General features: G+C 48.8%; 10 protein-coding genes. 4 read left to right on the top strand and 6 right to left on the bottom strand.

All coding sequences use genetic code 11. The features are described 5' to 3' along the window. Window positions 1-205 precede the first annotated feature (205 nt). Entirely contained in the window at window positions 206-454 is a 249-nt protein-coding gene (locus ACXYMU_RS02020; RefSeq protein ID WP_458984670.1) for a hypothetical protein, read from the top strand. 91 nt (window positions 455-545) lie between these two features. Here ACXYMU_RS02020 and ACXYMU_RS02015 read toward each other — a convergent pair whose 3' ends face one another. The 6 genes from ACXYMU_RS02015 to pnuC all read right to left on the bottom strand — a co-directional run bounded on the left by ACXYMU_RS02015 (window position 546) and on the right by pnuC (window position 8099). Continuing rightward, window positions 546-1421: an aldose 1-epimerase family protein gene (locus tag ACXYMU_RS02015; protein ID WP_458984669.1), complete on the bottom strand. Its 876-nt coding sequence runs from the start codon at window positions 1419-1421 to the stop codon at window positions 546-548. A 4-nt stretch (window positions 1422-1425) separates the two neighbouring features. After that, window positions 1426-1959, bottom strand: a complete 534-nt coding sequence (locus ACXYMU_RS02010; RefSeq protein WP_458984668.1) for an AAA family ATPase — start codon at window positions 1957-1959, stop codon at window positions 1426-1428. A gap of 119 nt (window positions 1960-2078) precedes the next feature. Beyond that, window positions 2079-3305: a T9SS type A sorting domain-containing protein gene (locus tag ACXYMU_RS02005; protein WP_458984667.1), complete on the bottom strand. Its 1227-nt coding sequence runs from the start codon at window positions 3303-3305 to the stop codon at window positions 2079-2081. A gap of 711 nt (window positions 3306-4016) precedes the next feature. Beyond that, window positions 4017-6383: an Ig-like domain-containing protein gene (locus ACXYMU_RS02000; RefSeq protein WP_458984666.1), complete on the bottom strand. Its 2367-nt coding sequence runs from the start codon at window positions 6381-6383 to the stop codon at window positions 4017-4019. 832 nt (window positions 6384-7215) lie between these two features. Continuing rightward, window positions 7216-7392 carry a hypothetical protein gene (locus tag ACXYMU_RS01995; RefSeq protein WP_458984665.1) on the bottom strand — a complete coding sequence of 59 codons (177 nt, stop codon included), beginning with the start codon at window positions 7390-7392 and terminating at the stop codon, window positions 7216-7218. Window positions 7393-7511: 119 nt separating this feature from the next. Further along, window positions 7512-8099, bottom strand: a complete 588-nt coding sequence (gene pnuC / locus ACXYMU_RS01990; protein ID WP_458984664.1) for a nicotinamide riboside transporter PnuC — start codon at window positions 8097-8099, stop codon at window positions 7512-7514. Between the two features lie 156 nt (window positions 8100-8255). On the opposite strand from pnuC, the gene ACXYMU_RS01985 reads away from it, so the two are divergent. From ACXYMU_RS01985 to ACXYMU_RS01975, 3 genes are all read left to right on the top strand, one after another. Next, window positions 8256-8573: a rhodanese-like domain-containing protein gene (locus ACXYMU_RS01985; protein WP_458984663.1), complete on the top strand. Its 318-nt coding sequence runs from the start codon at window positions 8256-8258 to the stop codon at window positions 8571-8573. A gap of 132 nt (window positions 8574-8705) precedes the next feature. Further along, on the top strand, window positions 8706-10175 hold the full coding sequence (gene guaB, locus ACXYMU_RS01980; protein WP_458984662.1) for an IMP dehydrogenase: 1470 nt from the start codon (window positions 8706-8708) through the stop codon (window positions 10173-10175). Between the two features lie 240 nt (window positions 10176-10415). After that, on the top strand, window positions 10416-12515 hold the full coding sequence (locus tag ACXYMU_RS01975) for a GAF domain-containing SpoIIE family protein phosphatase (RefSeq protein WP_458984661.1): 2100 nt from the start codon (window positions 10416-10418) through the stop codon (window positions 12513-12515). Window positions 12516-12523: the final 8 nt, after the last annotated feature.

Below are 12523 nucleotides of genomic sequence, written 5' to 3'. Positions count from 1 at the left end.
TTGCTTAACAAAGAAACTGCCGGCAAGCGCTGTTATACGTTAAGCCTTAAGGGCCCTCCACCTACTCAAAATTTGCATTTACAGATAACCCCTAAGGCCAAAAGTACGTTGTAAAAAAATAGGAAGACGGCTTAAGCCCCTGCTATTCAGGGTGGCAAAATTGCCTCCGCAGACACCGACAAAATTGCATTTAACTTATATCGCGATGATGATCAGCATTATATATACAGTAGCCCTGCTAACCATACTGGCCTACTATGCTTTCGCCCCACGCAAGAGATTTAACCGACCACCCTCTACCGATAACGACGATGACGGAGGAGAGCCGCTAGGAGATGATTTACCGGATCTGGATCTTCCGCCTGGCATCTCACTGCCGATTAATGATTTTGAGCCAAAGTATGATTTCAGGAACATTACAGTGCCAAAGTTCCCGGAGCCATCCCTGCATTGATTTACTAGCAGTATACCTGCAAAAACAGCAGCGGCCCCCTGGTATGGATCCATACCAGGGGGCCGCTGCTGTTTTTGGCGAACCTGTTTACTTAGTACACCGCAATCGAGAAGGTGCGATCAAACACCTGCCCTGGGCTAAGTTCGTTTATACCTTCCTTGTCCTTCAATTCATCAGACGTACCGACACTGCTGGCAAGGCCACACCAAGGCTCTATGCACACAAAAGGCGACGGGCCTGGTTTAGACCAAATGCCCAGGTATGGAAAGCCTTCGTAACTGATCTCCAGTTTGCGCGGGTTGGTATGGCTAGCCAGCGTTACCTTCTCAGAATTCAGGCGCTTTAGCACAATGGCATCATGGTCGAAGTAGTGGTGCTGCAGGGACAGGGTATCACTATTTTCCAGCACCCGCTCCGTTTCGCCATTCAGCAACCCCTGCTCGTTTAGCAGGTATCGGCTTGTGGTCTCTTGTTTCTCAAACACCAAATAATAGTCTTCGTAACGCTCGTTGGGGTATAGCGGCACGTTGAAGCCGGGGTGTGCACCAACCGAGAAATACATCCTATCGTGATCGGTATTAGTCACCTGGTATGTGATTTCCAATTTGTTAGCAAGCAGCCGGTAGGCGATCAGAAACCTGAACTTGAAAGGGTATTGCGCCAGCGACTCCTCCGACTCTGTGAGCTCAAACACCAGCTTCTCGCGGTGTTCGTCCACTAGCTTAAACTCCTGCCGACGGGCAAAGCCATGCCGCAGCATTTTATACCTCTTGCCGTCATGGGTGTACTGCTGCTCCGGCAATTCACCTACAATCGGGAAAAGGTTTGGCGCGTGGCCCGTCCAGATGGAAGGGTCAGCTTGCCAGATCAGCTCCAGCTCCTCATCCTTCTTCACGAAGTGTTGAAGCTCAGCTCCCAGGCTTTCCACGCCCACTTTATACTGATCGTTTTCTAAGAAATGTAGCATTGGTTTATTTTTCAGATGATTGATGAGTTTGGAGCAGAGCAGCCACATGCTGTTGGGCCAGGCGAAAACGCTCCTCCTGCTGCCCGTGTATCTCAACAAATGGCACCGACAGCGCCTCCAGTTCCCGCTTATACCAGTCATAAAAGAACTGGCGCAAATACGGATGCTCCCGCTGCGGGTCCGGCTCCCAGGGCAAATCAACGCCCATCAACAGGCAAAGGTTGTAGTTCTGCTGCTTTAGTTTGTCTACGATCCAGGCAGGGCAATGGCCAAACGCATGCTCGCTCCAGATCTTGAGCACCAGCAGGTCGGTATCCGAAAAAAGGATGCCCCTTGCCTGTTGCTGCTTTTCCTGCTCCAGCGCCAGTTGGCCCCGCGCAATGGCTTCAATATCCATGAGGGTATACGGCCTGCCCAAGTTACCCACATAGGCGCGGGCAAACTCCGGCACCCACACGGTTTGGTGGTGGCGGGCCAGTTGTTCGGCCAACGTAGATTTACCCGTAGACTCCGGCCCTGTAATCGCGATTTTCAACATAGGGCAAAGGTCGTGATTTCAGCTATAGGAAACATTGAAATATTCGGGCAACAAAAAGCACGGGGTACCGGAAGCAGACCTCCGGCACCCCGTGCTCATACTAGCAGCCTCCTTGCTGCTTATTCTTTTTTGAGTAACAGTTTAACAGTCTTTCCTCCGGAATCGCTTACCATACGGGCAATGTAAAGGCCCTCAGGCAAGCCAGCTCCGTCTACCTCCACTTGGTTCAGCTCGCCCGCTTTGGCCACACCGGCTTTCAGCTGCCGCACGATGCTGCCTTTCGTGTCGTAGAGGCTGATTGAATAAGCCTCATCTTTTGCTAGCTTGAATGCAATGGTCGCCTTGTCTGAGAATGGTGTTGGATAAGCGGTCAGTTGGTTACCCTCTAAGGCTTTGAGTAGATTAGAGGTTTGACTTACGCCATTTAACTCAGCCCTTCCAAGCGGGCAATTCTGCTCATTTGCATTAGCCAGCCGGTCTTTTACAGAGGAATTGTTGGAAGCGAATGCACGTTTAACCATCCGTTTTATTGTGCGGGTACTATATTCATAGTTTATATCCCTATCCGTGCACGCATTCAGCAGGGCTGCCACCGCATGGCGAGCAAGTGCACCCCACTCACCTTTTGCGATTTTCATCTCTGGAGACAGCGCCTGAAGCAGCGTAAGACTACTAGGCAGACCTTTGTAGGTACTTCCATCTGCCACATAAATATTGAAAACCTCAAAGAATTTATCATCACGGTCGTACCCGCAGCCCCAGTTGCCAAAATGGTGCTCCTGCTTCCAGTAGCCGGGTGTGCAACCCTCCAGCGGCAGGCAAGGCCTCGTGCCGCCTAACTTAGTACTGATAATGCGATCGCCGTAGAGGTTGGTTGGGCTCAGCTGCTCTATCACGCAACCATAAACCAACTCCACCTGGAAGTAGCAATCCGGAATCTCTATTTCCAGGCAAATTCTTTCATTACCGGTCGAGTACACTGTTTGATAATCAAACAGGACTTGCTGCGACACGGTATTGATATCGAAAACGGGGCCTGGTGCTTTGTAACTCACCAGCGTGTAAGTGCCAGCGCCTGCTGGAGTCTTAAAGCATATCTTTACTTTGTCCCCCTGCTGCACGCCGTTTAAAATATTACCGATTGCTCCGTTGTAGCTCGTCCCATTTAACTTAACATACCTTAAGTCGCCCCTATTCTCAACGCACGGGTTGCCCCCGGTTGCGCTGGAAGTACCATGCAGGAAGAGGAGCAGTAAACCGGAGACAATGATGAAGCGCCATAGCGCAAAGCTTCGCTTGTGAAGCAGCATAGCTGCCTCACTTACATACATAGATGTTGTTCTCATAGATGTTGTGTTAAACTAAGTGTAAAAAAGATGATACATGGGTTTTATAGCATTTTAGCTAAGAAACATTAATATGTTCACAAGGCTGGGGTGGCAATTTGTGAGCTGAACAGCTGCACCGGAAGAGGATAGCATTTTACAAGCTTTTTATTAAGATGATACTTGAAGAGTGCAGATTAATATAATCCTATGCTATTACTAATCTTGAACCAGATCGACAGGGGCTAAGGAGTTATTTTATAAGTCTATTGCAACTAATAAAAACTTCACGAATTGAGGCAAAAACTGATTATTTATCTTTCGATTAATTAATTTTGGAATCTATAATACATTAAAAATCAGAAATGATGCTCCCTCCACGCATTTATATATACATTATATAATCCAAAAGGATTCGCAAATTTGTCAACTCTAATTTAATCCTTGCTAAACCACGGAATATTTAGGTAAACGCAAACAAGCACGATGAAATATAAATATTTAAAAATCAAATATAACTAACTACTGTTTTGAATTTTTAACCCACATGATAATATTTAAACACACTTAAAAAAAACACAAAAGATGCATTTAGATAATTATCTTAGAAAAAATGAGAGAAGAACAGATCGAGCACAAAATATCTCTCCTATCAAAGAGAAAGACAAGAAAGGAGTACCAGAAATATTTCCGGCACTCCCTAGGATTGGATTGGATTGATACCTTAAAAGGCTACTGCTTCTTAAGCAGCTTAATGGTTTTGGAGCCAGCCCCATTTACAAAACGAACCAGGTACATGCCTTCCGGAAGGTTGTTTCCGTTAACTTCGATCTTGTTCATCTCCCCTTCTTTTGCTGTGCCAGCTTTTAATTGGCGTATCAGGGTGCCTTTCAAGTCATACAGGTTTACCACGTAATCGCCTGTTTTCTCAGCAGTAAACTCAACGGTTGCCCTGTCATAGAAAGGAACAGGGTAGGCGGTCATCGTCTTGGTTTCTATCGCGCGAGTGCCTTGCAGTGACTGGACAGAGGATTGGGTTCCTAAAGCGGCTTTTGCTGCATCGCCACAAGCTCTAGCATCTGAAGTACATTCTCCAATACTGGCTACTATGCTGTAACCCGAACCAGCTTCCAAATTTTCGAAAATTGCAGTACCGCTTGTGTAGTTGATTACACGGTTTGCATAACCTACCCTACTAAGAGTATATGTAGTGCCAGCAACTGGATTAGTAATTTGTACTTTAAAGTAAATCTCGTCACATTTTGGCGCAATGTAGTCAACCTCGGGACCTACTACCTGCTCATTCACCACCAGTTGTACTTCATCACCAACGCTTTCGCAACCTGTTGTGGTATTCTTCACATAGATGGTGCCGTTGTAAGTACCCGCAGCAAGCGAACCTGTGCCGCTGATGGTGATAGAAGGCGTAGGCGGCAGGTCAGTTAAACCAATATCCGCAAGACCAGCTGTATTAGCAGCTGCGTCCCAGTCGATGCGATACTGATTGGCACCTCCGGTTATTCCATCATGGGTAAGGGAAGCACTGGGGGCACCAAAGCAAATAGCACCAATACTAGGAAATGCGATGGTTGGTTTGGCATTAACAGTCACCAGCAGAGATGCTCTTGGACCTTCGCAATTGTTAGTAGTTGAGCTCACATAGTAAGTGGTAGAACTGGCAGTAGCTGTGCTTGGAGTTGGCGCTGTAGCAGAACCTGTTCCACCTGTTGCGTCAGTATACCATTTTAAGTTAGAACCAGTGGCTGTTAGTGCGGAGGCAACATCGCCCACACAGTATACAACAGGCGCAGTTGTAGGGGCAGCGGGGCGATCATTAACTGTTATCGTCACAACACTATGCATGCTTTCGCATCCTCTGATTGACTGGGTTACATAGAAATTATGCACACCAGCCACTGCATTGTTTATTGTGGGGGTGTAGGTTGCTCCTTCGGTAGGAGTACCAGTGGGTTTACCTTCAGAATTTAAAGCAGTATACCATTTGAAAGTAGCGCCAGGCTGTCCTGTAGCTGTTAAGGAACTTATTGCGTCACCAGTGCAATAAGTAGCTCCACTTGCCGTAGGCCTGCCGACATTGATATCAAGGTTAATCTGAATAGGGTCTACAAAGTCAGTTAAGTTGGCTGATTCAGCTTGTGAAGACTTAGTCATCACAAAGGCTGAAGCAATACTACCTACACAGGGAGTAGAGGTTTCCCTATAGATTTGGGAGATATTGAATGTTACTTCGATAAAAGCATTAACAGGATAGGATGATCCTCCGAATGCGTCATATGGCACTCCGCTCAGCACACTCCCATTTGTAGACCCATAAGCTGAATTGGCTGGCAAATTAATAGGGTTCCATTTGTAAACACCCCCCACTAACTTCCATTCTTCCAGATATAAGTTAGGGTTGCTACCACCTCCGGTAAACTCTGCTGATACCTGTACATCACCGGGAGTGCGTCCCCCAGTTCCCGCAGGGGCTTCACTTAGAAACTTTCCGGTGTTTACTGGGTCCAGTGATAGTTTCGCCTGATGCAAGGCAATTGAAATAAAACTATTTCCATTCGTCGACTCCCGATCACCCGATACAGTAATCCATATATCTCCATCTGTCTGCCTGCCAATATGCATCAAGAGGTTGTTTATATCATTCTTGGCCGGACTTGGATTGCCATTGATCCAACTCATCAGATTGGGATTATCGTTTTTCTTTTGTCCCCCGGCAAAAACATTATCTCCTGAATTATATAAGTCCACTCTATGAAATGTAGCATCATCATCCAGAGGTGCTCCGCTAGCATTTAGGACCGCTTCTCCTGTTCCTGCTGCGGTAGGGTTTGGAAGCCAGTCTCCAGTACTTGAGGAAAAGGGTGCCGTTATGGGCGTTCTAGCTCTTAGATCTCCATCGATAGCAAAACCGTTTTGGGGAATAACAACTGGAGCAATTCCTTTCTGAACTGCCTGCCCGCTGGCCGTATTGCAAAAAGCAAGTAAAATAGTTAACATTCCCATGACATATCGCCATAGCCCCTGTAACTGCATCTGATGAACTTGCCCTGTCTGGCACGTGTAAAGTTTAAAATCTTTCATAAATGAAACATGTTAAATAATTTGTTAAATGGTTGGTTGGTCAGTAAACAATAGGCAAAACAGGGGCTGTCTCATGCTTTAAAGTACCATGAGATGTAGCCTGCAGGGCGCTATGCAGGGAGGCGAAAAGCAGCGTTTAAGCCACTCTAGCTATATGTAATTTCTGAAAATGGCCGTGGCCGGAGGAGGTGCCAGCGCATGGAGTAAAGTTTGTTGTGCATACTGTACAAATCTAACTATGAGCACTTACTTGCATAAGCAATCGACTATCCAAGCGTTATGCTTCCTGGATATCTTCTTCAAAACCTGAGTTTGGCCAAGCTGCGGTAAGAATGGTATGCTCAAAGGGTATTAGCACAACCGGACTAAGCGATAGTATAGGGATAATAGCGAATCATAAAACAAAACACCGATTTCATAACTTTGTAAATCAATCAGACACATATATCCCCTATAATTACAATTAATTATATAATAAAATCATCAAACAAACAGTCAAAATTTCCTAGTGCAATACAAGCCTATTGCTGTGCAGAGAAATCTACCTAGAGGAGCCAGCTAATATTTTAATTTTAATGCGATATTATGATATATATCTAATACACTTTAAGTTAATAATAGATATTCATGAAAATAAGATCTTATACAGTGTTATACTCTAACTTAGAAAAAATACACATTTTTTATGTTAAAACACTGTGTAAGAAGAAGTTCAGGCGGTAAATCGCTGAATTATAGAGGTTAGAATCAGATGCAAATAATTACTGTTCAAACACAAAGCGGCAGGTAGAATGCCTACCTGCCGCTTTGTGTTTGAACAGTAAGATTACGCTTAGTTACTTGAGAAACTGTAATCGTAAAAATTATATACTTCCACTACTTTTGGCCCTTGCTCGCCATGTTGCATCAATTGCACTTGCTTAGGGCTTTCATCCGGCGACTCATATCCCCACTTTAGCCGGTTTTCGAATTTTAACTCTTCGGGTAACTCTAGTTTGCGTTGTCTCATAAGCTATCTGGTATGGGTGCAACAATCAACTTCCAATCCGGAAGCATGGTAACGGTGTTAGTTCCCTTTGTACGTGAAGCATCCGACTTGGTATTTCACAATAAGACGAAAGAGTAGAATTATACCCCAGCCTGTGCTGCAACCTCGTGCCGCACCTCCAAATCTCTCTTCCAGTCGCGGTATCCTTTTATGCAGAGCAGCAAAAATATAAAGTACAGCACGCTAGTCAGGTAGAGCTCCTTGTAAAAGTACACTCCCACGTAGGCCACATCCACCACCAGCCATACCAGCCAGTTCTCGAGTTGCTTTTTGGCCATCATCCAATACCCGATCAGGCTAACAGCCGTGGTGGCCGCATCGGTGTAAGAGAGGTCAGCGTCTGTATAGTTGTCCAGGAAGTAACCCAGTCCCAGCGATAGCCCCAGGCCCAAGGCCAATAGTATGGCAAACTCTTTCCGGGACACGTGCCCTACTTTGCGCGTGGTGTGCCCCTTGCCCCCATACAGCCAGATATACCAGCCATAGATACTCGTGATGAAATAAAAAGCATTCAGCCCCATGTCGGCGTAAAGACGGGCATCGTAAAACACCAGCACGTACATCGACACGCTTATGATACCCACAGGCCAGGCCCAGATATTTTGCCTTGCGGCCAGCCACACGTTTACCACGCCGGTCAGCACCCCGACAATCTCGAACAGGTTCATAGCCCGTAAACTTTCCGATATGCTCTGCAGTATGTCCATTGCCGCAAGTTACACGCCCACTGCACAGCATGTAAACAAAAAGCTGCTTAAATTTGCCGCAAAGCGCAACAAGAAGGCCTCCGCCGCGCTACACCTATACCTTACCCATACCCTGCCATGGACGAGATTACTGCCATAGAACTAAAAGAGCGCCTGTCGCGCAGCACCCATATCCAACTGGTGGATGTGCGGGAACCCGAAGAGTTTGAACTTTGCAACCTCGGCGGCGAGCTTATTCCGCTTGGGGAGCTGGGCAAACAAGCCAGCCGCATCCGCCGCGATGTGCCCGTGGTGATGATCTGCCACCATGGTTTCCGGAGTGCGCAGGCCATCCATTACCTATCGCAGCGGCTCGGCTACGACAACCTGCTCAACCTGAAAGGCGGCATCCATGCCTGGGCCACCCAGGTAGACCCAGGTATGGCCACCTACTAAAGGCAGCTGGCTGCCAACTAAACTTTTTGTGCATGCTGGTGGTTAAAAAATAATTACTGAGGCACTTGCTGCGTATTGCAAAGTTTTTTTCGTAGTTTTACGCGGCAAATAACAACCCCTAAATTATTTGCCATGATCTCTGATCAGTCTAAGATTTTATTCGAGGCGCTCACCTATGATGACGTGCTTCTCCTTCCGGCTTACTCCGAGGTACTCCCTCACCAAACCGATACTTCTTCGCAGTTAACGCGCAACATCCGCATCAATATTCCGCTTGTTTCGGCAGCCATGGATACTGTTACGGAGGCTGACCTGGCCATTGCCATGGCGCAGGAAGGGGGGCTTGGCATTATTCATAAGAATATGTCTATCAAGAAGCAGGCCCAGCAGGTGCGCAAAGTAAAGCGCTCCGAAAGCGGCATGATCCTGGACCCGATCACGCTGAACGAGAGAGCTACCTTGGGCGACGCCGTGCAGATCATGACCGACAATAAGATCGGCGGTATCCCGATCGTAAACGACCTGGGCGTGCTGACGGGCATCATCACCAACCGCGACCTGCGCTTTGAGAAAGACCTGACCCAGGGCGTATCTTCCGTGATGACGACCCAGAACCTGATCACGGCTGCCAAAGGCACCGATATGGCGAAGGCAGAGGATATCCTGCAGGAGTACAAAATCGAGAAGCTACCGGTAGTGGACGAGGAAGGCAAACTGGTCGGGCTGATCACTTACAAAGACATTCTGAAGAAAAAAGACCGCCCATACGCCTGCAAGGATGAGTATGGCCGACTGCGCGTGGGGGCAGCCGTGGGTGTTACGCCTGATGTGCTGGACCGCGTGAAGGCGCTTGTTGATGCCGGTGTGGACGTAATCAGCGTAGACACGGCGCATGGCCACTCAAAAGGTGTGCTGGAAGCCGTTAGAAAGATTAAGGACGCTTTCCCGCAGGTAGATTTGATAGCCGGTAACATTGCCACGGCAGAGGGAGCCAAAGCACTGGCCGATGCCGGCGCCGATGCCGTAAAAGTGGGCGTTGGGCCAGGCTCTATTTGCACTACCCGCGTAATCGCCGGTATAGGCGTGCCGCAGCTTTCTGCCGTCATGGAGGCTGTCAGAGGTTTGGAAGGCACGGGCGTTCCGGTAGTGGCCGACGGTGGTATAAAGTTCTCTGGCGATGTGGTAAAGGCATTGGCCGGTGGTGCCAGCACCGTGATGATCGGTTCGTTGCTGGCGGGCACCGAAGAGGCGCCGGGCGAGATGATCATCTACGAAGGGCGTAAGTTCAAGACGTACCGCGGCATGGGGTCTGTGGAGGCGATGGAGGAAGGATCGAAAGACCGTTATTTCCAGAGCAACGAGAAAGACGCCAAGAAACTGGTGCCGGAGGGTATTGTAGGGCGTGTGCCTTATAAAGGACTCGTGCAGGAGGTGATCTACCAACTGGCAGGCGGTATCCGTGCCGGAATGGGGTACTGCGGCACTGCCCGCATCGAGGACTTGCAATACGCCAAAATGGTGAAGATAACAGGTGCAGGCCTCCGCGAAAGCCATCCGCACGATGTGCAGATTGTGCGCGAGGCGCCAAACTATAGCCGCTAAGGCAAACAAATAAGCCTCTGGGAGTGCAGGCATTCACAGCCAGGGCTTTCCGGAAGTGCAATGCTGCAGCAATGCAGCTAGGGATACGGGAACGGAAGAAGCGGCGTGCTGAAAAGCTAACATACTTCTTCCGTTTTACGTTATGCAGGTTGTTTTTTCAACTGCCAGAAGCAATTTGACCAAAGAGAAAAAAAATTATTACCTTTCACCAAAGTTTAAGTAGCTAAAAGCCATATCCTGTTGCAGGAAAACAAATCAGCGGAGTTCCGTTCTATGCTCTACAAGACGAATGCAAAATCTTTACTGGTTACTACTGCTGCCGTCAGCTGGGCTCTGCTGCTAGCAAACGTCCTGCTTTCTACCAAGAGCTTCCGGAAAGAGGGTGTCGCTCACCTTAACATGCCTTTTGTCAGCAACCTGCTGATTGTGGTGTTCATTGTTTCGGTATTCCTTTTCCAGCGCTTGAGCACCGAGACCCTGAAGGGGATGGATTTCATCGGTTACCTGTGGAACCTGTTCTCGAAGGCGGCCGTGGCGGCTTACCTGAGTGTGGCGCTGTTCCTGGCTTACCGCGTGCTCACGAATTATGCAGAGGTAGAGTCGCCCTTCTTCCTGCACCTGGTGTATCAGGTCAACTTTGGCTTGCTGGTTATTTTCCTGGCCAAGGCTTTTTATATATGGCGGCAACTGCTGCTTTACCATAAAAACAAGTTCCTGCAGATTGCCTGGGACTGGTTTGAGGTGCTGCTGGGCGCTACCCTGCTGCTCACCATCTTCAACTTCAATTATACCAGCTACATCTTTTTGCCGCTGCTGGCCCTGATGGGCTTCTACATCCTGTTTCTGTGCACCAACCTGAAGTGGGTTGCTTACCTCACCTTCAACAACAAAAGCCGCTCGCTGGTGTTGCTGGGGGCCATCCTGCTCAGCTGTTATATCTTCCTGCGCTTTTTCAGGGGTATGGCCGGCAGCACGGAACTGGTGATAGACTACTCCAAAGTAGGGTTCCTGCTGTTGGCGATGATGTTTGTGGGGTTCTATACCCTGGCGGCCTTCCTGGTGTCGCTGTTCAGCCTGCCTACCTCCAGTGTGTTCGAGCAGAAAAGCGAGGACCTGCTGAACTTCCAGCGCCTGAGCCAATCCATACAGCAGGGCCAGAGCGAGTCGCAGGTATACGACATGCTGTTTGAGAGCACCATCAAAGCGGCTGACGCGAGCGCGGCCTGGTTTGAGCGCGTGCGCAACGGCGAACCCCAGGTCTCGCACATGCTCAACGTGAAGCCTGAGCAGACGGAGCGCATCCGGCACCTGCTGCTGGCCTACAACATCCACAACATTGACTACATCAACAACAACCTGAACCGCAACCCTGGCTTCCGGGACCTGATGTTGCCCTGGAAGTCGCTCATTATCCTGCCTATCAAATCCAAAATGCACCTGCACGGCGTGCTTTACCTGCTAAAAGACATTGAGCAGGGTTTTGACCGGGAAACGGTGAACGTGCTACGCACCTTCACCAGCCAGACCATCCTCACCATCGAGAACCTGCGCCTCGTTTCGGAGTCGTTGCAGACGGAGCGTTACAAGGAGGAGCTGAAGATTGCCACGCAGGTGCAGGAAAGCCTGATCCCGAAAAACTTTCCGACCGACAGCTGGTTTGAGATTAGTACGCATGCGGTAGCCGCCAAAGAGGTAGGCGGGGATTTCTACGACTTTCTGCAGCTCAGCGAGTCGCGCATTGCCATCATCATCGGCGACGTGTCGGGCAAGGGTATCTCGGCGGCTTTCCACATGGCCCAGATGAAGGGCATTTTCCACGGCCTGATGCAGCAGGACATGGCCCCGAGCGAGTTCATGAAGCAGGCCAACAGCGCCCTGAGCCGCTGCCTTGAGCGGACATCCTTTATCACGTCGGCTTTGTATATTATAGATTATCGCATGAAAGGCTTCATGTTTGCACGAGCCGGCCACTGCCATACGTTGTATTACAACGCGATGATGGATGACGTGTTCTACTTCCAGACCGATGGTATGGGACTGGGCATTATCCGCGACAAAAGCTACGCCAACCACGTGCGGGAGATGTACTACGACTACAACCCGAGCGATGTGATGGTAATTTATACCGACGGCATTGTGGAGGCCCGCAACGCCGCCAACGACGAGTATGGAGAGGCGCGGTTGAAATATATGCTCCAGCAAACGTATCACCTGGAGGCAGAGGATATAAAGTACGCGATCATCAACGACCTGCAGGATTTTACAGGCCCCGACAACCTTTATGACGACCAGACCCTGCTCGTTATAAAATTCAAGCCTGTTGAACCTAACAAAAGTTAACCCGTAAA

The sequence above is a fragment of the Pontibacter sp. CAU 1760 genome (genome assembly GCF_054482735.1).
This window is presented reverse-complemented; position numbering and strand designations above follow the sequence as displayed.

Excerpts from the sequence above, each read along its gene's own strand:
- guaB (WP_458984662.1), top strand. The coding sequence starts at position 8,706 with ATGATCTCTGATCAGTCTAAGATTTTATTCGAGGCGCTCACCTATGAT.
- ACXYMU_RS01995 (WP_458984665.1), bottom strand. The coding sequence starts at position 7,392 with ATGAGACAACGCAAACTAGAGTTACCCGAAGAGTTAAAATTCGAAAAC.
- ACXYMU_RS02005 (WP_458984667.1), bottom strand. The coding sequence starts at position 3,305 with ATGAGAACAACATCTATGTATGTAAGTGAGGCAGCTATGCTGCTTCAC.
- ACXYMU_RS01985 (WP_458984663.1), top strand. The coding sequence starts at position 8,256 with ATGGACGAGATTACTGCCATAGAACTAAAAGAGCGCCTGTCGCGCAGC.
- ACXYMU_RS02010 (WP_458984668.1), bottom strand. The coding sequence starts at position 1,959 with ATGTTGAAAATCGCGATTACAGGGCCGGAGTCTACGGGTAAATCTACG.
- pnuC (WP_458984664.1), bottom strand. The coding sequence starts at position 8,099 with ATGAACCTGTTCGAGATTGTCGGGGTGCTGACCGGCGTGGTAAACGTG.
- ACXYMU_RS02015 (WP_458984669.1), bottom strand. The coding sequence starts at position 1,421 with ATGCTACATTTCTTAGAAAACGATCAGTATAAAGTGGGCGTGGAAAGC.
- ACXYMU_RS02000 (WP_458984666.1), bottom strand. The coding sequence starts at position 6,383 with ATGAAAGATTTTAAACTTTACACGTGCCAGACAGGGCAAGTTCATCAG.
- ACXYMU_RS02020 (WP_458984670.1), top strand. The coding sequence starts at position 206 with ATGATGATCAGCATTATATATACAGTAGCCCTGCTAACCATACTGGCC.